This window comes from Sinorhizobium chiapasense (assembly GCF_036488675.1).
Lineage (GTDB): Bacteria > Pseudomonadota > Alphaproteobacteria > Rhizobiales > Rhizobiaceae > Sinorhizobium > Sinorhizobium chiapasense.
This window is the reverse complement of sequence record NZ_CP133148.1, coordinates 3,217,433-3,242,705: the sequence shown is the minus strand read 5'-3', so window position 1 is coordinate 3,242,705 and position 25,273 is coordinate 3,217,433. Positions and strand designations below refer to the sequence as shown.

Sequence of the window (25,273 nt, the reverse complement as noted above, 5' to 3'; positions counted from 1 at the left end):
TGGAAGCCGTGTCTAGATATCCTTTTTCCAAAGCGAAACCGGGCCTGGGAACGTTCTGGGCTACCCTCCTGTTTTTGTTGGCAACCTCTGGGTCGTTTCTCGTCGCTGACGAGGCTCGTGCCGATTTTCGTGTCTGCAACGGTACGCAAACCCTGGTTGGCGTAGCGATCGGCTACCGCGCCAAGGATGGCTGGGTAACCGAAGGCTGGTGGCAGGTGCCGGCAACGACCTGCGCGACCCTGATCGAGGGCGAACTTCAATCCAGGTATTATTATCTCTACGCGGAAGATGCGGCTCGTGGCGGCCGCTGGACCGGCGGGGTCAACATGTGCGTCGCCGAGAACGAGTTCAAGATCACCGGCGTGCAGGACTGCTTCGCGCGCGGCTTTCAGCGAATGGGGTTCAAGGAATATGACACGGGGCGGCAGGGCAGCTGGATGGTTCAGCTTTCCGACACGCCCGGCACGCAGGAAAGCCAGAATTGATGAAGCGGAACAGAAAAGTCAAAATCCTCGCCACCCTCGGACCGGCGTCGTCCGACGAGCAGATGATCCAGAGGCTGCATGAGGCGGGAGCCGATCTTTTCCGTATCAACATGAGCCATGCGAGCCATGACGTCATGCGCTCGCTGATCGAGAAGATCCGTAGTGTCGAAGCCCGCTGCGGCCGACCGATCGGCATTCTGGCCGATCTCCAGGGTCCCAAGCTGCGCGTCGGCAAGTTTGCCGAGGGCAAGGTCGAGCTCAAGATCGGGCAGACCTTCACGCTCGACAACAAGGAGGTCCCCGGCGACAACACCCGCGTCTATCTTCCCCACCCGGAAATCCTCGAGGCGGTGAAACCCGGTGATCGCCTGCTGATCGACGATGGCAAGCTGCACCTCAGGGCCGAGAAGACGGACGGCAAGAGCATCGTCACGACCGTTGTCTCCGGTACGAGGATATCGGACCGCAAGGGCGTCAGCCTGCCCGACACGCTGCTCGGCGTCGGCGCGCTGACCGAAAAGGACCGCATCGATCTCGACGCCGTGCTGGCGACAGGGCAGGTCGATTGGGTGGCGCTCTCCTTTATCCAGCGGCCGGAAGATCTCGCGGAAGTCCGCAAGGTTGCCCGCGGCCGTGTCGGCCTGATGTCGAAGATCGAAAAGCCGCAGGCGATCGAGCGTATCGACGAGATCATCGAGCTTTCAGACGCGCTGATGGTGGCGCGCGGCGACCTCGGCGTGGAGATGCCGCTTGAATCCGTGCCCGGCCTGCAGAAGCAACTGACGCGCGCCTGTCGGCGTGCCGGCAAGCCGGTGGTCGTCGCCACCCAGATGCTGGAGTCGATGATTTCCTCGCCGGTCCCGACCCGCGCGGAAGTGTCCGACGTGGCCACGGCTGTGTTCGAGGGCGCTGACGCAGTGATGCTTTCCGCCGAATCTGCTTCCGGCGAGTATCCGGTCGAGGCGGTGTCGACCATGGCCTCGATCGCCAGCAACGTCGAGCGCGACCCGCATTATTCGGGCATCATCTATGCGCAGCGCACGCCGCCCGAGGCGACCGGCGCCGACGCCATTTCTCTCGCCGCCCACCAGATCGCCGAGACACTGAAGCTCGCGGCGATCGTCTGCTATACGTCATCCGGAGCAACCGGCCTGCGGGCCGCGCGCGAGCGGCCGCAAGTGCCGGTCATCGCGCTTTCGCCGATCGTCGAGACCGCAAGGCGCCTTTCGGTCGTCTGGGGCCTGCACTGCGTCGTCACCGAGGATGCGAAAGATCTCGACGACATGGTCAACCGGGCCTGCCGCATCGTCGCGGCGGAGGGTTTCGGGAAGCCGGGCGACCGCATCATCATCTCCGCCGGAGTCCCGCTCGGAACGCCGGGTGCCACCAACATGCTGCGCATCGCCTATATCGGCTCGGATGGGCTCACCGGCGTATAAGGCTTTTCCTGGATTGAAGCGTCGTTAGCCGCGAGGCGGGATTCGGCCCGCCGCGCCATCTCCTGGAGGTCGCGCGGCTTGCCTGCCAGTTTCTCGATCGCGGCAACGACGAGGTCGGTCACCACGTAATCCGGCTTGTGGCCGAGATTGGCGATCCATAACAGCTCCGATCCGGCAATGTCGCGCGCAAGGCCGCGCGCATGGATATCGGCCAGAACGATGGCGTCGCTGTCGCCGGTGATGACGACCGTCGGTGCCGCGATCTCGGCATAGCGCGGAGAGACACGCGTCACATAGGCGTGCAGGTTGGCAACGTCGATCGCATTGTTGAGAAAGGTCATCGGCCGTAGCACCAGATGCGGAGCGGTCTTGCCGATGTAGTCCAGCGGGCGCTCATTGGGTGAGAAGATCGAGCGTGTGGCGCTGTCGATGCGGCGCAGGCCGAGCGGGGTGGCGACCGTGTGGGCGAAGAGCCAGCCGAGACAAGGCAGCGTCGCCAACGAGAAGTACCAGTCGATTCCGCTAGGCCAGGGATGCGTCGCCGGTGCGAGCAGAACGACACCCGCGGTTCGTTCAGGGTGATGGAGCGCAAAAGTTGCGGCAATCGCAGCGCCGAAGGAATGGCCGACAACGATGGCGCGATCGATGCCGCGCCTTTCCATGAGTCTGGCGATCGCCTCCGCCTGACCGTCCGGCCAGCCATTGACGGTTCCGCCCCGCTCCGAATAACCGTGGCCCGGCCGGTCGACGAAAAGCAGTTCCGCCCGACCTTCGAGCGCCGGCCTGAAGGCATGCATCTGGTCGAGCAGGTTGCCGCCGGCGCCGTGGATGAAGACGACCGGCGGTAGATCGGGGCTGCCAGGCGCGGGGACGTGGACGCAGTTCATGCGGAAGCCACCGACATCGACAAGATCGCCCCTGTTTGGGAATCGTGCTGCGATCCTGCGAGCCTGGTAAAGACTGTAGGCAAACGGTACTGCGGCAAGGGCGGCGAGGATCAGTAGAGCCGGCAACATCAAGCGTCGATTTTACCCTTATTGCGTTCGGATCAGAACTCTTCGATCGCAAAGGGTGCGTTCTCAACGGTATCATTACCGAAAAAATTAGCCCGCTTGAAGTTCCCTTGAACGTAGCCTCTATCTCGAAAGGCCTCGATGACGTAATCGGCGCCCCCTGTCCGATGACTTGAAAAAGGGACCCCTAAATCGCGAAGACACTCGCACATGCGATAGATCGAAGGCGCGCTCGACGCATCATAGATATAAAGACCGTCGTTCAGTTCATCCGGTTTGAGACCCAACTCCGCGAACACTTGCTTGTCGTTCTCATCAGCGATCTGCACGCCGATATAATCGGACGACAAGATTGTCACTCTTGGGGGCCTTGGCATTCTATTTCCCGATCCGAAGTATTCGCCCAACTTTAAGATACCGGAAGGAAGGCGGTGGAGCCTCCGGGGTTTGTCAAGTCCGGCTGCCTGCGAGCTTCTCGGCCAGCTCGCCAAGCTGCTCCTGTGCCTTTCGATCCGACGGGTAGATGTCGAGGAACTGTTGCCAGGCGCGCATCGCCAGTTCGTCCTTGCCGGCGGCGCTGAGCATCGTGGCCATGCCCGCAAGGGCGCCGAAATGCCGTGGTTCGATCGCAAGCACACGATTTATGTCGGACATCGACTTACGATAGTTGCCCATTTGATAGTGCAAGGTGGCGCGGCGGTTCCAGCCTTCCACGTAAGTCGGAGCAAGCGCGATCACCTGATCGAGAATGTCCAGCGCAACGGGTTTCTTGTCGTCGGTGATCGCCTTGTCGGCCCATTGCATCAGGAGGTTCACGGTGGCGCTACCGGAATCCTGCCATTCCAGGCGGATGCGGTCTGCCACCTGCCGCGCCCTGGCTTCATCGCGTTCCTTCTTCAGGTCGGCGAACAGGGAATCGAGACGCTGTTGCGGTGTGGCGAGGTTTGCTGTTTCCGTTTGCGGCGCAGGCTCTGCTGCCCGGAGCGGATTGCCAGGGGAGACGGCGAGCGCGGCAAAACATGCCAGAATCGAGGTTACAAAAATACGCATGGCGGACATCGTAGCCCGCCATGGAACAAGATCAAATCAAATATGGGGGATCACCAGGGGCGACCCGCCAATCAGGCAGGGCAACGCAATCGCTGCCCCGGGGAGCATCAGCCCTGACGTGCCTTGAAGCGCGGGTTCTGCTTGTTGATGATGTAGACGCGGCCCTTGCGACGAACCAGACGGTTTTCGCGGTGGCGGGCCTTCAGCGACTTGAGCGAATTCTTGATCTTCATTTTCCTGATCCGCAGGTTTCGGGGAACGAAAATTCGCCCGGTAATCTCTAACAATCAAAAGCGCGCCATTCAGCGCGCTCTAAGTAAGGCAGGCACATACCGTGTCGCCCTTATTGTGTCAACCGCAAGACAGGGGATTTTCCTTTCGCACAGCGCAAATCTGTGGGCGTTCCCTCAGCTCAGGCGGGTGAAATGGCCCATCTTGCGGCCGGCACGTGCTTCGGCCTTGCCGTAAAGATGAACGAGCACGTTGCGTTCGGCAAGCAAACCTGGGACCTCGGCAATATCGTCGCCGATAAGATTCTGCATCACGCAATCCGAATGGCGCGACGGGTCGCCTAACGGTAGGCGCGCGATCGCGCGGATATGCTGCTCGAACTGCGAAACGACGCACGCAGCTTCCGTCCAATGGCCGGAATTGTGGACGCGCGGAGCGATCTCGTTGGCGACGACGCTGCCATCGGCCAGCACGAAGAACTCGACTCCGATCACGCCGACATAGCCGAGCGCGTCGAGGATGGCGGTCGCCGCCGCCCGCGCGGCGTCTGCCGTCGCGGCGCCAACCGACGCCGGCACGGTGGACGTGTGGAGGATGCCGTCCCGATGCACGTTCTCCGCCGGATCGAAGCAGGCGCTTCTGCCGTCGGGGCCGCGCGCAGCAATGATCGAGATCTCGCGCTCGAACGGTACGAAGCTTTCCAGGACGAGGGGCACCTGGCCCAGGGCCATGAAGGCGCCGGCAGGGTCGTCCGCGGTCGAGCGGAACACGCGCTGGCCCTTGCCGTCGTAGCCGAGCCGCCGGGTTTTGAGGACACCTGAGCCGCCGAAGTCGGCAAGTGCCAACTCCAGGTCGACCTGGCTGTCGACGGCGTGGAAGCGCGCCGTCGCAATGCCGCAGTCATTGATGAAACGCTTCTCCACGAGCCGGTCCTGCGCCACTTCCAAGGCTTTCGGCGGTGGGAAGACGGGGCGCGAGGCCGCCAACCTTATGGCTGCGGAGACGGGCACGTTTTCGAACTCGTAGGTGATGAGATCCGAGACCGCGGCGAGCTGGTCAAGCCCGTGCGCGTCGTCGTAAGGCGCGACGATCTGGGCGTTGGCGACCTGGGCAGCGGGACAGTCCGGCTGCGGTTCGAGAACGACGGTGCGGAAATTCAGGCGGGCAGCCGCCATCGCCAGCATGCGGCCGAGCTGACCGCCGCCAATGATGCCGATGGTCTTCATGCCTCGTCCACCGGGTACTCGGCTACCGAGACGGTCTGCTGTTCGCGCCAGTCGTCGAGGCGGTCGGCGAGATCGTCGTCGCCGAGTGCGAGGACGGCGGCGGCAAGCAGCGCCGCATTGATCGCTCCCGCCTTTCCGATCGCCAGCGTGCCGACCGGGATGCCGGCCGGCATCTGCACGATCGAAAGCAGGCTGTCCTGACCGGAAAGTGCTTTCGACTGCACCGGAACGCCGAAGACCGGCAGCGGCGTCATCGACGCGCACATGCCCGGCAGGTGCGCGGCGCCGCCGGCGCCGGCGATGATCACCTTGAAGCCTTCGTCACGTGCGCCCTTGGCGAAGCTCACGAGCCGGTCCGGCGTACGGTGCGCGGAAACGATCCGGGCCTCGTAGGCGATGTCGAGCGCTTCGAGCGTGTCGGCGGCGTTCTTCATCGTCTCCCAGTCCGACTGGCTTCCCATGATGATGGCGACGGGCGGGGTGGTCGTGTCTGTCACGTCGGTCTTGATCCGTTTCAGGCGATGATGTCGGGGATGATCTGGTCTTCGATCTTGGTGATCTTGTCCTTGATCGCCAGTTTCTTCTTCTTCATGCGCTGGATGCGCAAGGCGTCGCAGCCGGTCTCAATCATGGCATTGATGGCGACGTCGTAGTCTTCATGTTCCTGCCTCAGGCGCGCGATGGTCAGTCTGAGTTCGGCCTGGTCCTGGTCCGGCATGCAAAACGATCCCCATAAGCCCGGTCGCAATAGATCTGCGATCCGGAATTTTCATGCGCCGCTCTACCACATCTTGGGCGGTAACGGGAAGTTATCAGACGTCATCATTTCGCCTTCGACAAATGAAAAATGGCATGGCAGAGTAGTAAGGTTACAACCATGGAACATCCGGCATTTACCTGCCGGATGCAAGCAAAAGGAAGGGACTGCCAAATGACCATTGAGGCTCATCTTGCAACGCTTGAGAAAAAACATGGCGCCCTGGAACAGGAGCTCCACGCAGCTCTCAACTCACCGTCCTGCGAGGACGAGTTGATTAGCGATCTTAAGCGAAGGAAGCTGCGCATCAAGGACGAAATCGAAAGACTCCGTTCCTCGACTCACTGATTCTGAACGGTATTTCGGGTGGCGTTGTCTTCTTTTCCAGTGACAACGCAACAGGGTCAAGAACCAATCCCATCACGGAATATACGGAACACTCGACCGGGCCTGACGCCCGGTCTATTTCTGTCGGGCGACCGGTTCCAAGCGCCCTCATACATGTCGTTGTCCCAAAACCGCGACACGCTTCTGGCCGAAATGCATCAGGACCAGAACTGGTCAAGCCAAAGGTTCAGCCTGTCGAAGCCCGGCTTGTGGATCGTGTAGATCCGGCGCGTTCCGCTCGATGAAACCGACACGAGATTGCAGTCGAGCAGCGCCTTCAGGTGCTGCGACACGGCCGGGCGGCTGATGGGCAGGCCTTCGGCCAATTCGTTCACCGTCTTAGGTGCGCGTCGCAGTTCCTCCAGCAGGTAGCGCCGGTTCGGATCCGCGATGGCATCGAAAGGGTCCGCGATGGTCATGGCCGAACGTTAAGCGAATTCTCCATAAGCGGCAAGAAAATTGTGCGCTGCGGTATAAGCGGCCCTGCTCTGCAGCAATCCGCGAGGCGTCACCTGCCGGCCATGAGGCCCGCAAGGCCATCCCAGACGAGTCTCGATCCGGCGATAAAGGCCATCGAGTACATGAAGGGATAGAAGATCTGGGGCTTCATCCGCCGGACGATCCAGGCGCCGCAGGCAGTCGCCACCATTGCCAGCGGGAAAAGCGTGGCAGATGTCTTCAGATTGCTGATATCGAGCTGGCCGAGGGCGAAATAGGGAATGAGTTTCACGGCGTTCAGAACCGCGAAGAAGCGCACGATGGTGCCTGTATACTCACGCGGATCGAGCTTCAGCGGCAACGCATAGATCTGAAAAGGCGGGCCGCCGGCATGGGCGACGAAGCTGCCGTAACCGGCAAAGGAGCCCCAGAGCGCGGCGGGGCCGGCGCGCTGCTTCTTGGGGCTGATCGGGGCACCATTGCGGCTGCGCCAGACGGTATAGACATAGCGCAGCACGAAGAGGACGGTGATGAGGCCGATGATCAGCCTCAAGACGTCGCGCGGCACATAGGCGGAGGTCGCCCAGCCGATGGCGATGCCGGCGATCGCGCCGGGCAGCAGCATCGTGAGCGTTTTCTTGTCGCCGTGTTTGCGCCAGATCCAGAGGGAGACGATATCCATGGCGATGAGGATCGGCAGCAACAGCGCGGCTGCCTGGACCGGCGATACCGCCATCGACAGGATCGGAACGCCCATCAACGAAAGCGCCTCGCCCATGCCGCCCTTACTGAGGCCGACGAGCAGGACTGCGGGGATGGCGACGAGATAGAAGTCGAAACCGGGAAGCATGAGTGGCGGTTGATCCTTTTGTCATCTCCGTCTATCGGTTTTCCCGAACGAAATCGAGTGGCGGCTTTCGCTCCTGCAGCGCCGCGCGTCCAATCGGACGCGCTAAGGTTGCTGTAGCACTTTGAAGTGCTGCATGATTTTGTCCTTAAATCGATTCCGATTTGAGGAATCATGCAGTGAAGCAGATGCCGCCAGGAACGGATACCATGAGCAATGTAGAAAACCGCTGCCGCCTTGTGCTGGTCGTGCCGGATATGCCGGATCCTGTCCAGCGTTCGAAGGTGCTCGCCGACGCACTGAGGGGAGGCGACGTGGCGTCCGTCATCCTGCCGCAGTACGGCCTCAGCGACGCCGCGTTCCAGCAGCACGCCGAGCTGTTGGTGCCGGTGATCCAGAAGGCGGGGGCGGCGGCGCTGATCGAGGGTGACACGCGCGTCGCGGGACGCGCCAAGGCGGATGGCCTGCATATCGTCGGAGGACCCGACGTGCTCGGCGATGCGATCGAGAAACACACGCCGAAGCTGATCGTTGGAGGCGGCAATGCCTCCGACCGCCACCATGCGCTCGAAATCGGCGAACTCAGGCCGGATTACGTCTTCTTCGGTCGCACCGATGGCGACATCAAGCCGGAACCGCATCCGAAAAATCTGGCACTTGCCGAATGGTGGGCGTCGATAATCGAGATCCCCTGCGTCGTCATGGGCGGCACGGATCCGCAGTCAGCGCTTGCGGTCGCCGAAACCGGGGCGGAATTCGTGGCGCTTCGTCTCGCCGTCTTTGGCGAACCGGACCAGGCGCCGGCGGTTGTCGCTGCCGTCAACGCGCTGCTTGACGAAAAAGCGCCACGGTTTGAAGATTAAGACGATCCGATGTTGAGCCGCTTGTCGTCGAAGCCCAGCCGGGCTGCAGTCCTTCTTATGGCCGTCGCTCTCGCGGCGACGCCGGTTCGCGCGCAGCAGCCGGCGGCGGGCGCGCCCGCGGACGAGGGGAATGTGCCAAAGCGCGGGCGGATCACACCCTTCAACGGGGCGATCCTGCCGGAAGGTGCGGCTCCGCAGCAGAACCTCGAGACCGAGGCGCCCAAAAAGACGAAGGCCGGAGATGGCAGCAAGCCGTCGGAGGGCGTCAATGTCATCGACCGAATGGGCGCGCAATTGCCGGCGCTTCCGGCGGAAAAGCCGTTCACCGGAAAAGTCGACGATGCCTACGGCGCTTTCCAGCGCGGCTACTATCTGACCGCGATGGATCTGGCGCTGCCGCGAGCGCAGCTCGGCGATCCGGCTGCCCAGACGCTGGTCGCATCGATCCTGGAGCAGGGCCTTGGCGTTGCGCGCAATGCCAAGGAGGCGGCTTTCTGGTACGGACAGGCTGCGGATAACGGCGATCCGGCGGCCATGTTCAAGTATGCCCTGATCCTGATGGAGGGGCGCTACGTCAAGCGCGACAGAAAGAAATCCGAAGAGCTGATGAAGAAGGCGGCCGATCTCGGCAATGCTTCGGCCCAGTTCAATTATGGGCAAACGCTGGTTGCCGACATGCCGGGCGAGAAGGGCCTGAAGGCGGCAATGCCCTATTACGAGAAATCCGCCGAGCAGGGCATCGCCGATGCGCAATACGCCCTCTCGCAGATCTATATTAATGTCGACGGCATAGAGGAGAACAAGCGCGCGCGTGCCCGCGAATGGCTGCAGCGCGCCGCCCGAGCCGGTTACGATACCGCACAACTCGACATCGCCATCTGGTTCGTCGAAGGCATCGCCGGCGACCGCAACCTCGAAGAAGGCTTCGCCTGGATGAAGCGCGCGGCGGAAAGCGGCAATGTCGTAGCGCAGAACCGGCTGTCGCACCTTTATGTCAATGCGATCGGCACGCGCCCGGATCCGGTCGAGGCTGCGAAGTGGTATGTGCTGTCGCGCCGCGCCGGCCTCAAGGACGATGCGCTTGAGGACTTCTATCTCGGCCTCAACGAAACGCAGCAGAAATCCGCGCTCGCAGCGGCGAACAAGTTTCGCTCTTCCTGACGCGGGTCGCCTAAGGCGGCGGTCGCGGATGTCGTTTGCCGGCGGCAATGCTATTTCGCTTGAACTTTGGCGGCTTTTGTGGTCTTGAAGCCGCGGTTTTGTCCGCAGCCTCCATTTCTGACTTCGGCCCCGCGGACGGAGTGCCTTCACTCGGTTTTTTGACGACGAAACTCGCAGCTTCGCTCACGCCAGGCGCGGCCGACTGCATGTTTCCCTAAATCGTAGCGATTTAAGGATAAAACATGCAGCAGTTCAAAAGTGCTACCGCGACCTTTGTGCGTCTGAAAGACGTACGGCGCTGTAGGCGGGATACGTCAGCAGGTTCAATGTCCGGTTCGAGATGGCTCGGCCGGCCTTCGCTATAAGGATCGCCACATGGCCCGTTCTGCCCTTCTCAATGTCATGGTCCAGGCCGCCTTCAAGGCCGGCAAGTCGCTGGCGCGCGATTTCGGCGAAGTGCAGAACCTCCAGGTCTCACTGAAGGGACCGGGCGACTATGTTTCCCAGGCCGACCGCAAGGCCGAACGGATCATCCGCGAAGAGCTGCTGAAGGCGAGGCCGACCTATGGCTTCCTCGGCGAAGAGGGCGAGGAGATCAAGGGGACCGACGGCGCGCATCGCTGGATCGTTGATCCGCTCGACGGCACCACCAACTTCCTGCATGGCATCCCGCATTTTGCCGTTTCGATTGCGCTGGAGCGTCAAGGCGAGATCGTCGGTGCCGTCGTCTTCAATCCGGCAACGGATGAACTCTATACCGCCGAGAAGGGCGGTGGTGCTTTCCTCAACGACCGCCGGCTGCGCGTCGGCGCCCGCAAGAATCTTTCGGATGCCGTCATCGCCACCGGGACACCGCATCTCGGCCGCGGCAATCACGGCAAATATCTGATCGAACTTCGCCATGTCATGGGCGAAGTCGCCGGCATCCGTCGTTTCGGTTCCGCCTCGCTCGATCTCGCCTACGTGGCCGCAGGCCGCTATGACGGCTACTGGGAACGGGACCTCGCCGCGTGGGATATTGCGGCCGGCATCCTGCTCATCCGCGAGGCCGGCGGCTGGGCAACCGACGTTGACGGCGGCAGCAAGCCGGTCGAGGACGGCTCTGTCCTTTGCGGCAATGAATATATCGTCAAGGCGCTGCGTGACGTGATCCATCGCCCGATTCCGGCGAAGTAAACAACCACCTTCTTGTTAGACTTTGCAGCCTCCGGTGCGTTATGTCCCGGGGGCCTTCGTTTTCCCTTCAATTTGGCGCAAAGTTCCACTAGTCTCCGGGCCGGTGCGGTGCCGTGCCGCCGCTGACGGCGCAATTCTCGAGTCGGACTTGATTTCGAGAAATGCCGCGGCAATTCAAAGTGTTGCGGCAACCCTTGCGTGTCTGAGGGGGCGCGGTGCTGGAGTGAACCCGGGAGTCTGGCTAACCTATGACGAAACTGAATCTGTCCGGATGGAACGGTCGGGAGAGCGTGGAGGAGAACTACAATCCGCACAAGCTTTCGAGCCCCATGCCCTATTTCTGGACGATGGTCCTTTTCCTGATCATCGTCGGTTTCGTCGCTGCCATTCTCTTCCGGCAGGCTCGTGACGCCTTCGCCGGCAATCCGGGCCTCAATGGGCTCATTCTCGGCGTTCTGCTGATCGGCATTCTGCTCGCCTTCAACCACGTCCTGGGCTTGAGGCCCGAGGTCCGCTGGTTCAACTCCTTTCGTGCGGCCGGAAGCGCCGACAAGGTCGGACGCGATCCGGTCCTGCTCGCGCCAATGCGGTCGCTGATCGGCGGTCGCCAGACGACCGCGATCTCCACGATCGCGTTGCGCTCGATTCTTGATTCCATTGCGACGCGTCTCGACGAATCGCGCGACATAACCCGGTATCTCGCCGGTCTTCTCGTCTTCCTCGGCCTGCTCGGCACCTTTTGGGGTTTGCTCGGTACGATCGGCTCGATCAACACCGTCATCCAGTCCCTGGACGCTGGCAGCGGCACTACGGAAGATTTGCTGGGCTCGCTGAAGAGCGGCTTGTCCGCGCCGCTCAGCGGCATGGGAACCGCTTTTTCCGCTTCACTCTTCGGCCTTTCCGGATCGCTGATCGTCGGTTTCCTCGACTTGCAGGCCGGCCGCGCCCAGAACCGCTTCTATACGGAACTCGAAAACTGGCTTTCCTCGGTGACCGATGTGGGATCGGGGATCTCCTCGCCGATCAGCATTCCCGGAGAGCCGTCCGTCGAGGAGCTGCGCCGTCTGACCGATCAGCTCACGCGGCTGAACCAGGAGGGCGGCGCAAATCATCGCACGACGGCCGCAATGGCCTCATTGGCCGAGGGCATCCAGGGCCTTGTCAAGAATATGCGCGGCGAGCAGCAGATGCTCCGAGACTGGATCGAAGCGCAACAGGAGGAAGCGAAGGCGATGCGCAAGACGCTCGACAAGCTGACATCGCGCATCGGCCAGGCCGAAAGGATCGCCGTGCATGGCGAGAAGTCGATTGCGCAGCTCAGCCGCGTAGACGAGAGCGGAGGCGACTGAGCCCATGGCCCTTGCCCGCAAAGGTCGCAGTCACCGAACGATCGATTATTGGCCGGGCTTCGTCGACGCGCTGTCGACGTTGCTGATGGCGATCATGTTTCTCTTGAGCGTCTTCGTGCTGGCGCAGTTCCTGCTTGGGCGGGAAATCAGCGGCAAGGACGAAGTGCTGAACCGGTTGAACAGCCAGATCAACGAGCTGACGCAGCTTCTAGCGCTGGAAAAGAGCGGTAAACAGGACCTCGAGGATTCGCTTGCCAACCTGCAGGCCTCGCTTACCCAGTCCGAAGACGAGCGCTCGCGCCTGCAGGCGCTGCTCGACCAAGGCGCTGGCAGCACCGAAGCGGCCAACCAGAAGATCGGCCGGCTGGGATCAGAACTGGAGGCCGAGCAGCAGGTCAGCGCGCGTGCAATGAGCCAGATCGAGCTCCTCAACCAGCAGATTGCCGCGCTGCGCAACCAGATCGCGGCGATCGAAGGGGCGCTTCAGGCGTCGGAGGCAAAGGATCAGGCATCCCAGGCCAAGATCGCCGATCTCGGCCGCCGCCTGAATGTCGCGCTTGCCCAGCGCGTGCAGGAGCTTAACCGCTACCGGTCCGACTTTTTCGGTCGACTGCGGGAAATCCTTTCCGACCGCGAAAACATCCGCATCGTCGGCGACCGTTTCGTCTTCCAGTCGGAAGTGCTCTTCCCGTCGGGCAGCAGCGACCTCAATCCGGAGGGCCAGGCGGAAATGGCGAAACTCGCCACGGCGCTTCTCGATCTCGCGAAGGAAATCCCCGCGGAGATCAACTGGGTCCTGCGCGTCGATGGCCATACCGATAATGTACAGCTCTCGGGATCCGGCCGTTTTGCCGACAACTGGGAACTGTCTTCGGCCCGCGCGACATCGGTCGTGAAGTTCCTGATGTCCAGGGGCGTGCCGGCGGACCGGCTGGTGGCCGCAGGCTTCGGCGAATTTCAGCCGATCGCCGAGGGAGAGAACCCTGAAGCTCGGGCACAGAACCGGCGTATCGAGCTGAAGCTGACAGAGAAATAGTCGCGCCTCCGAGCCCTTGTATTGACCTTGACGTCTGCGTAACAGTTACGTCGAAGGATGCGGGGGGAGGGCGCCTTTCATGGATTGTGATGTGCTGGTCATCGGTGCGGGCCTTGCCGGCCTCGTGGCGGCGTCCGAAGCTGCGGCCCGCGGCCGCAAGGTGATCGTTCTCGACCAGGAGGGGGAACAAAATCTCGGCGGCCAGGCTTTCTGGTCGCTCGGAGGACTGTTCTTCATCGACAGTCCCGAGCAGCGACGCATGGGAATTCGCGATCATCCCGATCTTGCGCGCCAGGACTGGATGGGTTCGTCGCAATTCGATCGGCCGGAAGATCATTGGCCGCGGCTGTGGGCTGATGCCTATCTCGACTTCGCCGCCGGCGAGAAACGCGCCTGGCTCCATTCGCTTGGGCTTCGCTGGTTCCCGGTGGTCGGCTGGGCCGAACGCGGAGGGGGGCTCGCCCATGGTCATGGCAATTCGGTCCCGCGTTTTCACGTGACCTGGGGCACCGGCCCGGCCGTTCTCGAACCTTTTGTCCGACTTGCCCGGGAAGCGGAAAGCCGCGGCTTGCTGCGATTCCGCTTCCGCCACCGGGTGGACGAGTTGGTGACGACCGATGGTGCGGTAACAGGCGCCCGCGGGGCGATCCTCAAGGCGGATCCGGTGGCGCGTGGCGAGCGCAGCGCCCGCGACGTCGTCGGCGACTTCGAGATCTCGGCCGGAGCGGTCATCGTCAGCTCCGGCGGCATCGGCGGCAATCACGAGCTCGTGCGCCGAAACTGGCCGCGCAAGCGCCTCGGGCAACCTCCGGCGACAATGGTGAGCGGCGTACCGCATCACGTCGACGGCCGTATGCTCGAAATCGCAGCGCAAGCGCGCGGTTCCGTCATCAACGCCGACCGCATGTGGCACTACACCGAGGGTCTCAGGAATTTTGACCCGATCTGGCCGGATCACGGCATTCGCATTCTGCCGGGGCCGTCTTCGTTCTGGTGCGATGCCGACGGCAACCGCTTTGCAGCACCTGCAATGCCGGGTTTCGACACGCTCGGCACTCTGGAGGCGATCCGCCGCAGCGGCCACGACTACAGCTGGTTCATCCTGACAAGAGCGATCATCAAGAAGGAATTTGCCCTTTCCGGATCGGAGCAGAACCCCGATCTGACCGGAAAGAGCCTGGCGCTTCTTCTGAAGCGGCTCGGCAAAAATCCACCCGGCCCGGTCCAGGCCTTCATGGACAAGGGCGAGGACTTCATCGTCCGCGACCGGCTGGAAGATCTTGTCGAGGCGATGAACCGGCTTTCCGGCGAGAACCGGCTTTCGGCCTCCCATCTGAGAGGCCAGGTCGAGGCTCGCGACCGCGAGATCGCCAATCCCTTCTCCAAGGACGCCCAGGTGATTGCGATCCGCGGGGCGCGGGCCTATCGCGGCGACCGCTTGCTGCGAACCGCAAAGCCGCACCGCCTTCTTGACCCGAAGGCCGGTCCGCTGATCGCCGTTCGGCTGCACATTCTGACGCGCAAGACGCTCGGCGGCCTGCAGACCAATCTCGCGGGGCAGGTGCTGGAGATTTCGGGCGAACCGGTTCCGGGCCTCTATGCGGCGGGCGAGGTGGCCGGCTTCGGTGGTGGCGGGATGCATGGGTACAACGCGCTCGAGGGGACCTTCCTCGGCGGCTGCATCTTTTCCGGCCGCGCCGCCGGGCGCAATGCGGGCGCGGATGTTTGAGTCATTTGCCCCTCACCCTAACCCTCTCCCGGTAAAGACGGGGAGAGGGACCGGGAGCCGGTGGCTCGGCTCTGCTTCCCACAAACGCATTGATTGGGCGTGCGCGCGAGTCCCTTCTCCCCGCCTGCGGGGAGAAGGTGGCGGCAGCCGGATGAGGGGCGTTCTCAGGGAGCGCGGTTCGACTCGAGCGGGATGAGGAAAAGTGTGTGCGGTTTTCCGCCCGCATCCCGCGTCTCAACTCACTAGAATCGATCACGTTTATGATTTTGGGTCGATTCGACCCAAAATCATCTTGATCTAGAGCATCCCGCTTTCAAGTGGAATCACTGAAAGCGGATAAGATGCTCTAGAATCAAAGTGCTAGAGAGTCCTTTGTGCGTTCACTTGAACGCACAGCGCTCTAAGGGTCAATCCATCTGGATGTTGGCGTCGCGAACGACCGGAGTCCATTTCGCAAGCTCGGCCTTGACGTGGGCGCCGAGCTCCTCGGGCGTCGAGCCGACGATCTTGGCGCTGAACTCCTCCATGCGCTTCTGGACCGCCGGATCGGCAAGCGCCTTCTTCGCCGACTCGTTCAATCGCGCGATCACCGGCTGAGGCGTGTTGGCCGGCGCAAAGAGCGCGTTCCAGGTATAGGTCTCGTAACCCGGAATACCGGATTCGGCGATGGTCGGGATATCGGGGAACGACGGCGCGCGTTCGGCGGTGGTGACCGCGAGCGCCCGCAGGGTCCCGGCCTTGATATGTCCCGACGACGAGGGAAGGTTGTCGAACATGATCGGGACCTGGTTGCCGATGACGTCGTTCAGCGCCGGCCCGGAGCCCTTGTAGGGGATGTGCTGCATCTCAACGCCGGCCATCTTCTTGAAGAGCTCGCCCGAGAGGTGGAGCGGCGTGCCGTTGCCGGAAGAGGCGTAGCTGTATTGGTCCGGAGCCGCCTTGAGCAGGGCGAGCAATTCCTGGACATTCTTGGCCGGCAGTTCCGGATTGACGACCAGTACATTCGGAACGACGACGAGGAGCGAGATGGGTGCGAAATCCTTCTCGGGGTCGTAAGGTTTGGTCTTCAGGATCAGCGGGTTGAGCGCGTGAGTCGCGACCGTGGCCATGAGGATCGTATAGCCGTCCGGATCGGCGCGCGCGACATTGGCCGCCCCGAGATTGCCACCGGCACCCGCCACGTTCTGGACAATCACCTGCTGGCCGAGGTCTTCCGACATCTTCTGGGCAATGATTCTCGCGACCACGTCGGTCGAGCCACCGGCAGCGAAGGGGACGACCAGGGTTATTGGCCGCTCCGGAAAGTCCTGCGCTTGCGTCGTCGTGCCAAGGCTTAGCGCGGAAAGCACAGTAAGGCCGAAGGCGATGGCGGCGCGGCGGGTCAGTTTCGTGAATGCCATGCGGAAAATCCTCCCAATTTCGTCGGTGACGATGCCGGCTGCGAAAGGCCGGGTCCTTAACAATAGGGTTCGGCTCCCGCAGTGCAATGGCGGAGGGTGGATCAGCCGCGGTTGGACGACGAAAGTCTAACTTCGCGCCGCCACGAAGAGCGCTTCCGCGCCGTGGTCGAACTGCAGCCGGGCGAGTTTCGCGTAAAGGCCACCCTGGCGGATCAGTGATGCGTGGGTGCCTTCCTCGACGACGCGGCCGTGATCCATGACGAGGATGCGGTCGGCCTTGAGCACGGTCGCCAGCCGATGGGCGATGACGATGGTCGTACGCTGCCGCATCAGGCCGTCGAGCGCGGTCTGCACCAACGTCTCGCTCTCGGCGTCGAGCGCCGAGGTTGCCTCGTCCAGGAGAAGGATCGGCGCGTTCCGGAGGATTGCCCGGGCGATCGCGATACGCTGGCGCTGACCCCCGGAAAGTGTCACCCCGCGCTCGCCGACCTCCGTGTCGTAGCCCCGGTCCAGCTTCGCGATGAATTCGTCGGCCTGAGCGGCGACGGCTGCTGCGCGCACGGCTTCCCGGCTCGCATCCGCTGCGCCGAAGGCAATGTTATCGTGCACGGAGGCGGCGAAGATCGTCACGTCCTGCGGCACGATGGCCATGCGATCACGCAAGTCCTTGGGGTCGACCGTGCGGGGGTCGACGCCGTCTACCGTGATCGTGCCTTTGACCGGATCATAGTAGCGCAGGAGCATCGAGAAGACCGTGCTTTTGCCCGCGCCCGAGGGGCCGACGATGGCGACGGTTTCTCCAGGCTGGACCGCAAAACTCAGACCGTTCAGGCTCTTGTAATCCGGACGGGCAGGATAGGCGAAGTGGACATCGGCAAACGCGATGGCTCCCTGCGCCGGCACCGGCATGGCGACCGGATGCTCGGGCGCCTGGATCTGCGGTACCTCGGTCAGCAGTTCGTTGAGGCGCTCGGCGGCACCCGCCGCCTGCGATAGCTCGCCCCACACTTCAGAAAGCGCACCGAGGCTCCCGGCGGCGAAGACCGAATAGAGCAGGAACTGGCCGAGCGTGCCTGCCGAGAGCGTGCCCGCAAGCACGTCGCGCGCGCCGAACCAGAGCACCGCGACGACGCTGCCGAACACCATGGTGATGGCAAAGCCAGTCAGGATCGACCGCGCCCTGATCGCCGCGCGGGCGGCGCCATAGGCGTCTTCCACCGCGCTGCCGAAATGCCGGTTGGCGCTTTCCTCGCCGTTGAAGGCCTGAACTGTGCGGGCTGCGGCGATTGCCTCGCCGGCATAGGCGGAGGCTGTGGCAAGGGTGTCCTGCGCCTCGCGCGAGCGCCGGCGGACGGACCGGCCGAAACCGACGAGAGGGAAGACGATGACCGGGATCGCGGCAAGCACGAGGCTCGAAAGCTTCGGGCTGGTATAGATCATCATGCCGATCGCTCCGAGACACAGGATCAGATTGCGCAGCGCCACCGAGGCGGTGGCGCCAACGGCAGACTTGATCTGCGTCGTATCGGCGGTCAGGCGCGAAACGATCTCCCCGGACTGGTTGACATCGAAGAAGGAGGCGGAGAGCCGCGTGACCTTCGCGAAGACATCGCGGCGGAGATCGGCAACGATCCGCTCGCCGAGCGAGATGACGAAGTAGTAGCGCGCGGCGCTGGCGAGCGCGAGAACAACGGCCAGCACCATCAGCATGGAGAAATACGTGTTGATGAAGCCGGAATCGGAATTGGTGAAGCCGTTGTCGATCATCCGCCGGACGGCCAACGGCAGGGTCAGCGTGGTGACGGCGGCGACCGTCAGCGAGATCGCCGCTCCGACCACCAGCCGGCGATAGCGCGCGAGGTACGGCAGCACGGTGGCCAGCGGGCGAATGGATCTGCGTGCTGGCCGTTGGTTTTCTCGTCTGGACACATGACCCCCGATCGCCTGCAGCGCCGCGCGTCCGATCGGACGCGCTAAGGTCGCTGTAGCACTTTGAAATGCTGCATGATTTTGTCCTCAAATCGATTCCGATTTAAGGAATCATGCAGTGGCGCGGAAGGGCTTTCCTGATAAGTCTTCCGCGCGGCACTTGTTATCCCGCAGACCTTCATGTATAGGCACGGCATCGAATTGGGGAGCCGTAGCCCAGTGGTGGTCTGCGGCTTCATTTACGTGTTCGGTCCCAAAGTCGCAATGCCTTGCGACAATTGGACCCTGGAACTCTAGGAAGATTGTTATGAAGGCAGACATCCATCCCGACTACCACATGATCAAGGTGGTCATGACCGACGGCACCGAATACGAAACCCGCTCGACCTGGGGTTCGGAAGGCGCCACCATGAACCTGGAAATCGATCCGAAGTCGCATCCGGCCTGGACCGGTGGCAGCCAGCAGCTCGTCGACCGCGGCGGCCGCGTCTCCAAGTTCAAGAAGCGCTTCGAAGGCCTCGGCCTCTGATCGCTCGCCTTTCCGGCGTGTTCGAAGCCCGGCTCCGCCGGGCTTTTTTGTTGTTTGCCGCAAACCCTTCTCTCCAGATGCAGTAGCCAAACTAAAAACCCGGCGCGCGGCCGGGTTCAAGGTTGCCTGGGGAGATCAGGTTGCCGGTGTCAGTTGGTGCCGAAGGCGGTCTGCAGCAGCTTGATCTGCGCCTTGACGCCGTTCTGGTTGTCAGGAACGAAGGTCGTCGCCTCCTGCGGCCGGTAAATCTCGCGGTCGAGTATGGCGACGCGGTTCTGCAAACGGAGCGACCGTTCGATCAGATCGCGGAATGTCTCGGGGAGGTCGTTCCAGCCCGGCGCGTTGCGATCGACGTTGAAGCTGTCGAGGCGAACCTTGCTCTTTTCCGAGAGAACCTGGTCACGGCTCATTTCGCCGTTGTTGACGGCGCGCTGAAGAAGGAGCCAGGAAGCCATTTGCATCAGCCGCGTGGTAAGCCGCATCGACTCTGCGGCGTAGAGCACCGAGGCCATGCGCGGCAGCGCCTTGGAGGCCAGACGGCCCGGCCCGTCGAGATAGCTCGCGGTTTCCTCGACCAGGCCCATGCCTTCTGCATAGAGCGCCTTGAACTGCGCCGAGGACGCAGCGTGTCCCGCGAAGCTGACGGTATTCAATCCTCTCTCGGACATGGCCTGTTTTCCCTGGTTCAAACGCATCACGGTCAGGTAACGGGCGACTCCGGGAAAGCTCCCCTGGTCCCCTTATGGTTGAAGAATGATCCCATACCGTATTCCGCGCAAGGGTATTCTTAAGAAAGGGTTAATCTCCACAATTCTTTGAAATACCCTGTTCGCTACTGCATGATTCCTCAAATCGGAGTCGGTTTGCCGACAAAATCATGCAGCACTTCAAAGTGCTTCAGCGTCCCTTGCGGTCCAAAAGGCCCCGGCGCTGAAGACAAAAAAAGAGCCGCGAAAAGCGGCTCTCAAGGTAAAACAGGGAGAAAAATCAGACCCATTCGCCAGTCGGAGAAAATGTCTGAGTCCGGGGGAACCGGATAATCTGACAATCGCCGAAAATGCTTAATTTGCCGTTAAGTTACTTTCATATCGGGTCACGAAGCCGGAAGCGTCGCGACCTAGCGAAACAGCTTGTCGGCCGCCGACCTGCTTGCCGACTTGCGGTCCCGCTCGGCCTCCAATCGCGCAATCTCCTCCGTCAAGAGCGCGATGCGCGCCGTCAGTTCATCGACAGAGAGCAGCGACAGGTCGCTGCCGATCTCGTGGGCTGTTTTCTTCTTTGGAAGGTCGTCGTCAAACAGGCTCATTCGATCTCTCCTCTTCCTCGGGGTTGTCGCTCACATCCTCGTCGCGCAGCTCGTCCAGCGGCGCGGCACGCGGTGAAAGTTGCAGGCTTTCCGGTGTCGTCGGAGTACCGGCATTGACCGGCGTGAAGGCGTCGCGCTCGGCGACCGGAACGGGCGCACGCCGGCGGCTGCGGACCATCGCGTAGGCCGTGATCAAAATATGCGCGCAGGCCGTGATCATGAATAGGCCGTAGGGCCCCGTCGCGGTCATCACCGGTCCGCCGATCGTCGGGCCGATGATCGTGCCAATGCCGTAGAGCAGCAAGAGGCCGCCCGAAACCTTGACGAATTCTTCCGGCGTGGCGAAGTCGTTGGCGTGGGAGACCGCGATCGGATAGAGCGCATTGGCGGCGGCACCGTAGACGGCGATCAGCGTCAAGACGATCCAGACCTGGTTCGGTTCGACGAGGAAGATCAGAAGGCCCGCAAGCGCGCCGACGCCGGCCAGCACGGCCAGCACGTAACGCCGGTCGACACGGTCAGAAATACGCCCCGCAGGCAACTGCATGACGGCTCCCGAAAAGATTGCCACGCTCATCATCGTCGCGACGGTGCTGTCGGAAAGACCGGCCTGGCGACCGAAGACGGCGCCGAGCGTACCGAAGGCGCCGTTGGCGATGCCGACCAACAGGATGCCAAGAAAGGAGACCGGCGAATTGCGATAGAGGCCGCGCAGGTCGAGCCGGACCTGTTTCAGCGGTTGCGGCGTGGCGGCCTTGGAGAGCAGCGTCGGCAGCATTGCGACGCAATAGAGAATGCCACAGATCATGAAAAAGAAGGTCGTCGTCGTCTCGCCGAACGGAATCATCATCTGACCGCCGACGACTCCGAAAAGCGTGATTGCGATATAGAGCGAGAAGATCACGCCACGGCTTTCATTGGTGGCGCGCTCGTTCAGCCAGCTTTCGATGATCATCGACGTGCCCGCTGTCGCAAAACCGGTGACCGCGCGCAATGCAACCCACCAGATCGGATCGATCATGATGCCGGTGAGCAGTGAGATGATTGCGATCAAGGCCGTGAAGACGCTAAAGGCGCGCACGTGGCCGATCCGCTTGACGACGTTCGGTGCGAAGAAGCAGCCGAGAACGAAGCCCGAGGCCCAGGATGTGCCAAGAAGACCGAGAATGGTTGTTGGATATCCTTCGGCCGTGCCGCGGACCGGCAGGAGCAGGCTCTGCAGACCGTTTCCGAGAAAGAGAAACAGGGTGCCAAGCAGGAGTGCGGTGACGGGAAGCAGGTTCTTTCTCATCATCAATCCGAAAATCGTTCTGCCGTCTGCAAGCTAGGGGCGAGTTCCCGCAATTGCTACTGCATGATTCCTTAAATCGGAATCGGTTTAAGGAGTCATGCAGCACTTCAAAGTGCTAAGCGACCTTTGCGCGTCCGATTGGACGCGCGGCGCTGTAGCCGGATTTTGTGCCACCTGTCATTGCAAATCGGCGGCGGAAACAATAGCCCTCTATGCGACGAAAAGTGACGACGATATGGCGCGAAGGGAAGTGATGGCGAAAAGTGCACAGGCGCTTTCCGCTGCATCCCGTTTTGCCATCCGGTCCGTCACTGCGAACAGAGCTTTGCGGGAATGAACGAATGTCGAAAATCCTGATGGCACTCCTGCTGCTCGCGATGTGCGTTCAAGCCATCAAGCCACTCGGCTTCCCGGGGCTCCGGCAACGCCGCGATTTCTGGAAGATCGCAGTTTTCGCGATCGCGGTTATGATGATCACAGTGCTTGTGCGGCCGTAGCTGCCCGGACGTGTTTTTCAAGCGGCAGTACCCGGGGTGGTTGAGACCTCACGGAACCGTTCCATTTGAAACAGATCCGCCTTGGATGCCGCGCTATTCTGATGGGGAAGGTGCGGAAGTATCCGCACGACATCCAGACTATAAAGGGCTAAGTTAGCTTGTTCGGACACAAGATGAAAATCGAGGGTCTCTTGGAACGTCGTCTGACCGCCATCCTCGCTGCCGATGTCGTGGGTTACAGCCGTCTCATGGGTACCGACGAAGCCGGCACGTTGGCAGCGATGAAAAGACATCGCCGCGAGTTCCTGGAGCCCAAGATCGCAAACCACAAGGGACGTGTCGTCAAGCTTGCGGGCGACAGCATGCTCGTCGAATTCTCGAGTGTGGTGAATGCCGTCGCCTGTGCAGCTGAAATTCAGCGCGGCATGCTCGCCAGAAACGAAGGCCTGCCAAGGGGCAGGCGCATCGAGCTCAGGATCGGTGTTCACCTCGGTGATGTCATCGTCGAAGACGGTGACATTTTCGGTGACGGCGTGAACGTCGCGGCCAGGCTCGAGGGCTTGGCCGACCCCTCCGGCATCGCGGTTTCGGCCTCGGTGCGCGATCACGTCGGCTCGCGGCTCGACCTCGGCTTCGTGGACAAGGGCGAGCATGCGTTGAAGAACATTGCCCCGAGCGTCCGCGTCTACACCATCTCCTTCGGCGACGCGGCGGTCCAGAAGTCGGCGGAGCCGGCCACGGTCACGGTGGAACCCGGTTATGAGCTTTCGGTTGCAGTTCTTCCCTTCACGAACATGAGCCACGATCCGGAGCAGGAATATTTCTCCGACGGCATCACCGAGGACATCATCACCGATCTGTCGAAGATTTCACGCCTGCATGTCGTCGCCCGGAACACCGTCTTCACCTACAAGGGCAAACCGGTAAAGGTTAAGCAGATCGCCCAGGAACTCGGCGTCCGCTTCATTCTCGAAGGCAGCGTCCGCAAGGTGGGCGAGCGCGTCCGCATCACCGGCCAGCTCATCGATGCGCAGACCGGCGGGCATTTGTGGGCAGACCGCTACGATCGCGAACTCACGGACATTTTCATGATCCAGGACGAGATCACGCACGCGATCGTCGACCAGCTCAGGATCAAGCTGCTGCCGGAAGAGAAGAAGGCGATCGAGAGCGATCCGACCACCTCCGTCGAGGCCTATACCTACTATCTCCGCGGCCGGCAGTTCTCGCGTACCTGGACCCGGCCCTACCTGCTGCTTGCGCGCCGGATGTTCATGAAGGCGGTCGAGCTCGATCCGAACTATGCCCGTGCCTATGCCGGCATAGCCGAATGCGAATGTGCGATCAGGGACTGGCACGAAAAGGAGTTTCCGCTCGAGAGCATTCTCGATATGAGCGCAAGGGCGCTGGCGCTCGATCCAAATCTTGCGGAAGCGCATGCCTCACGCGGGTTGGCATTGAATCACGAAGGGCAAACGGAGGAGGCCGGCCGCGAGTTCCGCCAGGCTCTGGCGCTTGATCCTTCGCTTTATGAAGCGAACTTATATTATGGTCGTTTCCTGTTTGCGCTTGGTCGGTTTCAGGAGGCGGTCGAATTCTTCCAGCGCGCGGCCGAGATCAGGCCGGATGACTATTTTTCGCCGATTCATTTGATGGGTTGCTACTTCTCGCTCGGGATGGAAACCGAGCGCCAGCGCTGGGCGCGGGTCGGGATCGCGCGGGCCGAACGCGCGCTCGAGCGGCATCCGGAGAATGCCAGCCCGGCTCATCGCGGCGCGCTGGCGCTGGCGCACATGGGCGAACCCGAGCGCGCGAAGGAATGGGTGGCTCGTGCGCTGGCGATCGATCCGGACGACGTGGTCGCGCAATATAATGCAGCCTGCGTTTATTCGCTTCTCGGTGAGGGCGAGCGCGCCCTCGACCTCCTTGAGACCGTCGTGCCGCAAAGTTCCTACTATCACCTCCTGTGGTTCAAGCAGGACTCCGATCTGGACGCCATTCGTGACCACCCCCGCTTCCGCGCGCTCCTCGATGCGCTCGAGGACGACCAGTCCCCAGGGTGCTGATTTCGGATCTCCCCGGCGTTGCGCGATCAAATCTCGATCGATCCGCGCATTACCGTCACGCAGTCGCCCAAGACGCTGACTTTGCGGATCGAGCCCTCCCTCTTGCTGACGCCGACCGTGATCAGGCTGCGGCGCCCCATCTCCACGCCCTGCTCGATCACGATCGCCACTTCGGCATCGGCTTCGGGAAGAAGCGAGACGAGATGGGCGCCGAGCGCTGCCGAGGCGCTGCCGGTTGCCGGGTCCTCGATGACATTGTCGAGCGGCGCGAACATGCGGGCTCTTAGTTTCCACGGTTGGTGCTGTGTGCGGGCGTAGAGGAACAGGCTGAAGCTGTCTTCGGCAAGCGGATAACGGTCGTTCGCCTCATCAAAGGCGCTGACGTTCGGACGCGCCGTCGCGAGCGTTTCCACGTCCCGGATTTCGGCGATGGCGAAGGGAAGGCCGACGGATATCCGCACCGGCGCGTGGCAGCGGTCGCTCACGCTTGCCGGGGGAAGTGAGGCACAGGCGGCGATGGTCGCGGCGTCGATGGTGGGGCCGACCACAAGCTGCTGCGGCGCGACGATGCTCGCGCCGGTGACGATGCTGTCTTGGCGCAAGAGGGCAACCTCGACCAATCCCGCCTTTTCCTCGAAACGCAGGTGGTCGCCCGGCAACTTGCCGAAGATTTCCAGCTGCCGGCCGAGCACGAAGGCGGTGCCGACATTCGGATGTCCGGCAAAGGGCACTTCGGTCGTGGGCGTGAAAATGCGCACCCGCGCCGTGTTTGCGGGATCGTCCGGCGGGAGCACGAAGGTGGCTTCCGAATAGCCGAACTCCGTGGCGATCGCCTGCATCTGACGATCGGTCAGTCCGCGTGCGTCCGGGATCACGGCAAGCTGGTTCCCGGCGAAGCGTTCGGAGCTGAAGACATCGACGGTGACGAAGGAAACGGTGGTCATTGCAGGCTCCTGCCGCATGTATCCTTAAATCGTAGCCGATTTAAGGATAAACACATGCAGCTATTCAAAGTGCTACAGCGTCCTTTGCGCGTCTGACAAGACGCGCGGCGCTGTAGTCGATCGG

26 protein-coding genes and 1 pseudogene are annotated in these 25,273 nt (G+C 62.1%); 12 read left to right on the top strand and 15 right to left on the bottom strand.

Features of this window, described 5'->3' with window-relative positions:
- Positions 1–95: 95 nt before the first annotated feature.
- A pseudogene (locus RB548_RS15665) lies at positions 96–485 on the top strand (DUF1036 domain-containing protein); the annotation flags it as partial.
- Positions 485–1,924 (top strand): pyruvate kinase, encoded by a 1,440-nt coding sequence (gene pyk, locus RB548_RS15660; RefSeq protein ID WP_331372177.1) that lies wholly within the window; start codon positions 485–487, stop codon positions 1,922–1,924. The pseudogene RB548_RS15665 and the gene pyk, both read left to right, overlap by 1 nt.
- On the opposite strand, the gene RB548_RS15655 is transcribed toward pyk, so the two are convergent.
- From RB548_RS15655 to RB548_RS15625, 7 genes are all read right to left on the bottom strand, one after another.
- Positions 1,891–2,940 carry an alpha/beta fold hydrolase gene (locus RB548_RS15655; RefSeq protein WP_331372176.1) on the bottom strand — a complete coding sequence of 350 codons (1,050 nt, stop codon included), beginning with the start codon at positions 2,938–2,940 and terminating at the stop codon, positions 1,891–1,893. The genes pyk and RB548_RS15655 overlap by 34 nt on opposite strands.
- Before the next feature lie 32 nt (positions 2,941–2,972).
- Complete coding sequence (locus tag RB548_RS15650; RefSeq protein ID WP_331372175.1) at positions 2,973–3,287, bottom strand: hypothetical protein; 315 nt, start codon at positions 3,285–3,287, stop codon at positions 2,973–2,975.
- A gap of 100 nt (positions 3,288–3,387) precedes the next feature.
- Positions 3,388–3,996 (bottom strand): tetratricopeptide repeat protein, encoded by a 609-nt coding sequence (locus RB548_RS15645; RefSeq protein WP_331372174.1) that lies wholly within the window; start codon positions 3,994–3,996, stop codon positions 3,388–3,390.
- 98 nt (positions 3,997–4,094) lie between these two features.
- Positions 4,095–4,220: a type B 50S ribosomal protein L36 gene (gene ykgO, locus RB548_RS15640; RefSeq protein WP_119256688.1), complete on the bottom strand. Its 126-nt coding sequence runs from the start codon at positions 4,218–4,220 to the stop codon at positions 4,095–4,097.
- Between the two features lie 174 nt (positions 4,221–4,394).
- On the bottom strand, positions 4,395–5,444 hold the full coding sequence (locus RB548_RS15635; RefSeq protein ID WP_331372173.1) for a 5-(carboxyamino)imidazole ribonucleotide synthase: 1,050 nt from the start codon (positions 5,442–5,444) through the stop codon (positions 4,395–4,397).
- On the bottom strand, positions 5,441–5,905 hold the full coding sequence (gene purE, locus RB548_RS15630) for a 5-(carboxyamino)imidazole ribonucleotide mutase (protein WP_173510144.1): 465 nt from the start codon (positions 5,903–5,905) through the stop codon (positions 5,441–5,443). The genes RB548_RS15635 and purE overlap by 4 nt, the downstream gene beginning before the upstream one ends.
- A gap of 53 nt (positions 5,906–5,958) precedes the next feature.
- Positions 5,959–6,162: a YdcH family protein gene (locus RB548_RS15625; RefSeq protein WP_034855051.1), complete on the bottom strand. Its 204-nt coding sequence runs from the start codon at positions 6,160–6,162 to the stop codon at positions 5,959–5,961.
- A gap of 213 nt (positions 6,163–6,375) precedes the next feature.
- Here RB548_RS15625 and RB548_RS15620 point away from each other — a divergent pair, with 213 nt between their 5' ends.
- Entirely contained in the window at positions 6,376–6,549 is a 174-nt protein-coding gene (locus tag RB548_RS15620; protein WP_173510145.1) for a YdcH family protein, read from the top strand.
- A 197-nt stretch (positions 6,550–6,746) separates the two neighbouring features.
- Here RB548_RS15620 and RB548_RS15615 read toward each other — a convergent pair whose 3' ends face one another.
- Both RB548_RS15615 and RB548_RS15610 read right to left on the bottom strand, forming a co-directional pair.
- Positions 6,747–7,007: an ArsR/SmtB family transcription factor gene (locus RB548_RS15615; protein ID WP_331372172.1), complete on the bottom strand. Its 261-nt coding sequence runs from the start codon at positions 7,005–7,007 to the stop codon at positions 6,747–6,749.
- An 89-nt stretch (positions 7,008–7,096) separates the two neighbouring features.
- Positions 7,097–7,876, bottom strand: a complete 780-nt coding sequence (locus tag RB548_RS15610) for a sulfite exporter TauE/SafE family protein (protein ID WP_331372171.1) — start codon at positions 7,874–7,876, stop codon at positions 7,097–7,099.
- Positions 7,877–8,082: 206 nt separating this feature from the next.
- Here RB548_RS15610 and RB548_RS15605 point away from each other — a divergent pair, with 206 nt between their 5' ends.
- The 6 genes from RB548_RS15605 (at position 8,083) to RB548_RS15580 (ending at position 15,187) form a co-directional block, all read left to right on the top strand.
- Positions 8,083–8,736: a thiamine phosphate synthase gene (locus RB548_RS15605; protein ID WP_331372170.1), complete on the top strand. Its 654-nt coding sequence runs from the start codon at positions 8,083–8,085 to the stop codon at positions 8,734–8,736.
- Between the two features lie 9 nt (positions 8,737–8,745).
- On the top strand, positions 8,746–9,897 hold the full coding sequence (locus RB548_RS15600; RefSeq protein WP_331372169.1) for a tetratricopeptide repeat protein: 1,152 nt from the start codon (positions 8,746–8,748) through the stop codon (positions 9,895–9,897).
- A 375-nt stretch (positions 9,898–10,272) separates the two neighbouring features.
- A complete protein-coding gene (locus RB548_RS15595; protein WP_331372168.1) occupies positions 10,273–11,073 on the top strand; it encodes an inositol monophosphatase family protein in 801 nt (266 codons plus the stop codon).
- 248 nt (positions 11,074–11,321) lie between these two features.
- On the top strand, positions 11,322–12,422 hold the full coding sequence (locus RB548_RS15590) for a MotA/TolQ/ExbB proton channel family protein (protein ID WP_331372167.1): 1,101 nt from the start codon (positions 11,322–11,324) through the stop codon (positions 12,420–12,422).
- Positions 12,423–12,426: 4 nt separating this feature from the next.
- Positions 12,427–13,458 carry a peptidoglycan -binding protein gene (locus RB548_RS15585; protein WP_331372166.1) on the top strand — a complete coding sequence of 344 codons (1,032 nt, stop codon included), beginning with the start codon at positions 12,427–12,429 and terminating at the stop codon, positions 13,456–13,458.
- Positions 13,459–13,537: 79 nt separating this feature from the next.
- The gene (locus RB548_RS15580) at positions 13,538–15,187 is read left to right on the top strand and encodes an FAD-binding dehydrogenase (protein WP_331372165.1); all 1,650 of its coding nucleotides are present in this window, start codon (positions 13,538–13,540) and stop codon (positions 15,185–15,187) included.
- Positions 15,188–15,594: 407 nt separating this feature from the next.
- Here RB548_RS15580 and RB548_RS15575 read toward each other — a convergent pair whose 3' ends face one another.
- Both RB548_RS15575 and RB548_RS15570 read right to left on the bottom strand, forming a co-directional pair.
- Positions 15,595–16,587: a Bug family tripartite tricarboxylate transporter substrate binding protein gene (locus RB548_RS15575; RefSeq protein ID WP_331372164.1), complete on the bottom strand. Its 993-nt coding sequence runs from the start codon at positions 16,585–16,587 to the stop codon at positions 15,595–15,597.
- Positions 16,588–16,713: 126 nt separating this feature from the next.
- Positions 16,714–18,516 carry an ABC transporter transmembrane domain-containing protein gene (locus tag RB548_RS15570; protein WP_331372163.1) on the bottom strand — a complete coding sequence of 601 codons (1,803 nt, stop codon included), beginning with the start codon at positions 18,514–18,516 and terminating at the stop codon, positions 16,714–16,716.
- A gap of 307 nt (positions 18,517–18,823) precedes the next feature.
- On the opposite strand from RB548_RS15570, the gene rpmE reads away from it, so the two are divergent.
- Positions 18,824–19,045, top strand: a complete 222-nt coding sequence (gene rpmE, locus RB548_RS15565) for a 50S ribosomal protein L31 (protein ID WP_180939035.1) — start codon at positions 18,824–18,826, stop codon at positions 19,043–19,045.
- A 149-nt stretch (positions 19,046–19,194) separates the two neighbouring features.
- Here rpmE and rcdA read toward each other — a convergent pair whose 3' ends face one another.
- The 3 genes from rcdA to RB548_RS15550 form a co-directional block, all read right to left on the bottom strand.
- Entirely contained in the window at positions 19,195–19,713 is a 519-nt protein-coding gene (rcdA, locus tag RB548_RS15560; RefSeq protein WP_331372162.1) for a protease adaptor protein RcdA, read from the bottom strand.
- 449 nt (positions 19,714–20,162) lie between these two features.
- Entirely contained in the window at positions 20,163–20,351 is a 189-nt protein-coding gene (locus tag RB548_RS15555; RefSeq protein ID WP_136508111.1) for a DUF1192 domain-containing protein, read from the bottom strand.
- On the bottom strand, positions 20,338–21,642 hold the full coding sequence (locus RB548_RS15550; protein WP_331372161.1) for an MFS transporter: 1,305 nt from the start codon (positions 21,640–21,642) through the stop codon (positions 20,338–20,340). Before RB548_RS15550 ends, RB548_RS15555 begins: the two co-directional genes overlap by 14 nt.
- A gap of 341 nt (positions 21,643–21,983) precedes the next feature.
- Between RB548_RS15550 and RB548_RS15545 the strand changes: the two genes are divergently transcribed.
- Positions 21,984–22,139 (top strand): hypothetical protein, encoded by a 156-nt coding sequence (locus RB548_RS15545; protein ID WP_331372160.1) that lies wholly within the window; start codon positions 21,984–21,986, stop codon positions 22,137–22,139.
- A gap of 173 nt (positions 22,140–22,312) precedes the next feature.
- Positions 22,313–24,205 carry an adenylate/guanylate cyclase domain-containing protein gene (locus tag RB548_RS15540; protein WP_331372159.1) on the top strand — a complete coding sequence of 631 codons (1,893 nt, stop codon included), beginning with the start codon at positions 22,313–22,315 and terminating at the stop codon, positions 24,203–24,205.
- Between the two features lie 26 nt (positions 24,206–24,231).
- Here the strand turns inward: RB548_RS15540 and RB548_RS15535 are convergent, their stop codons facing one another.
- Positions 24,232–25,149, bottom strand: coding sequence for a PhzF family phenazine biosynthesis protein (locus RB548_RS15535; RefSeq protein WP_331372158.1), 918 nt, complete (start codon positions 25,147–25,149; stop codon positions 24,232–24,234).
- Between the last annotated feature and the right edge of the window lie 124 nt (positions 25,150–25,273).

Excerpts from the sequence above, each read along its gene's own strand:
- pyk (WP_331372177.1), top strand. The coding sequence starts at position 485 with ATGAAGCGGAACAGAAAAGTCAAAATCCTCGCCACCCTCGGACCGGCG.
- RB548_RS15655 (WP_331372176.1), bottom strand. The coding sequence starts at position 2,940 with ATGTTGCCGGCTCTACTGATCCTCGCCGCCCTTGCCGCAGTACCGTTT.
- RB548_RS15645 (WP_331372174.1), bottom strand. The coding sequence starts at position 3,996 with ATGTCCGCCATGCGTATTTTTGTAACCTCGATTCTGGCATGTTTTGCC.
- ykgO (WP_119256688.1), bottom strand. The coding sequence starts at position 4,220 with ATGAAGATCAAGAATTCGCTCAAGTCGCTGAAGGCCCGCCACCGCGAA.
- RB548_RS15635 (WP_331372173.1), bottom strand. The coding sequence starts at position 5,444 with ATGAAGACCATCGGCATCATTGGCGGCGGTCAGCTCGGCCGCATGCTG.
- purE (WP_173510144.1), bottom strand. The coding sequence starts at position 5,905 with ATGGGAAGCCAGTCGGACTGGGAGACGATGAAGAACGCCGCCGACACG.
- RB548_RS15625 (WP_034855051.1), bottom strand. The coding sequence starts at position 6,162 with ATGCCGGACCAGGACCAGGCCGAACTCAGACTGACCATCGCGCGCCTG.
- RB548_RS15620 (WP_173510145.1), top strand. The coding sequence starts at position 6,376 with ATGACCATTGAGGCTCATCTTGCAACGCTTGAGAAAAAACATGGCGCC.
- RB548_RS15615 (WP_331372172.1), bottom strand. The coding sequence starts at position 7,007 with ATGACCATCGCGGACCCTTTCGATGCCATCGCGGATCCGAACCGGCGC.
- RB548_RS15610 (WP_331372171.1), bottom strand. The coding sequence starts at position 7,876 with ATGCTTCCCGGTTTCGACTTCTATCTCGTCGCCATCCCCGCAGTCCTG.
- RB548_RS15605 (WP_331372170.1), top strand. The coding sequence starts at position 8,083 with ATGAGCAATGTAGAAAACCGCTGCCGCCTTGTGCTGGTCGTGCCGGAT.
- RB548_RS15600 (WP_331372169.1), top strand. The coding sequence starts at position 8,746 with ATGTTGAGCCGCTTGTCGTCGAAGCCCAGCCGGGCTGCAGTCCTTCTT.
- RB548_RS15595 (WP_331372168.1), top strand. The coding sequence starts at position 10,273 with ATGGCCCGTTCTGCCCTTCTCAATGTCATGGTCCAGGCCGCCTTCAAG.
- RB548_RS15590 (WP_331372167.1), top strand. The coding sequence starts at position 11,322 with ATGACGAAACTGAATCTGTCCGGATGGAACGGTCGGGAGAGCGTGGAG.
- RB548_RS15585 (WP_331372166.1), top strand. The coding sequence starts at position 12,427 with ATGGCCCTTGCCCGCAAAGGTCGCAGTCACCGAACGATCGATTATTGG.
- RB548_RS15580 (WP_331372165.1), top strand. The coding sequence starts at position 13,538 with ATGGATTGTGATGTGCTGGTCATCGGTGCGGGCCTTGCCGGCCTCGTG.
- RB548_RS15575 (WP_331372164.1), bottom strand. The coding sequence starts at position 16,587 with ATGGCATTCACGAAACTGACCCGCCGCGCCGCCATCGCCTTCGGCCTT.
- rpmE (WP_180939035.1), top strand. The coding sequence starts at position 18,824 with ATGAAGGCAGACATCCATCCCGACTACCACATGATCAAGGTGGTCATG.
- rcdA (WP_331372162.1), bottom strand. The coding sequence starts at position 19,713 with ATGTCCGAGAGAGGATTGAATACCGTCAGCTTCGCGGGACACGCTGCG.
- RB548_RS15555 (WP_136508111.1), bottom strand. The coding sequence starts at position 20,351 with ATGAGCCTGTTTGACGACGACCTTCCAAAGAAGAAAACAGCCCACGAG.
- RB548_RS15550 (WP_331372161.1), bottom strand. The coding sequence starts at position 21,642 with ATGAGAAAGAACCTGCTTCCCGTCACCGCACTCCTGCTTGGCACCCTG.
- RB548_RS15545 (WP_331372160.1), top strand. The coding sequence starts at position 21,984 with ATGTCGAAAATCCTGATGGCACTCCTGCTGCTCGCGATGTGCGTTCAA.
- RB548_RS15540 (WP_331372159.1), top strand. The coding sequence starts at position 22,313 with ATGAAAATCGAGGGTCTCTTGGAACGTCGTCTGACCGCCATCCTCGCT.
- RB548_RS15535 (WP_331372158.1), bottom strand. The coding sequence starts at position 25,149 with ATGACCACCGTTTCCTTCGTCACCGTCGATGTCTTCAGCTCCGAACGC.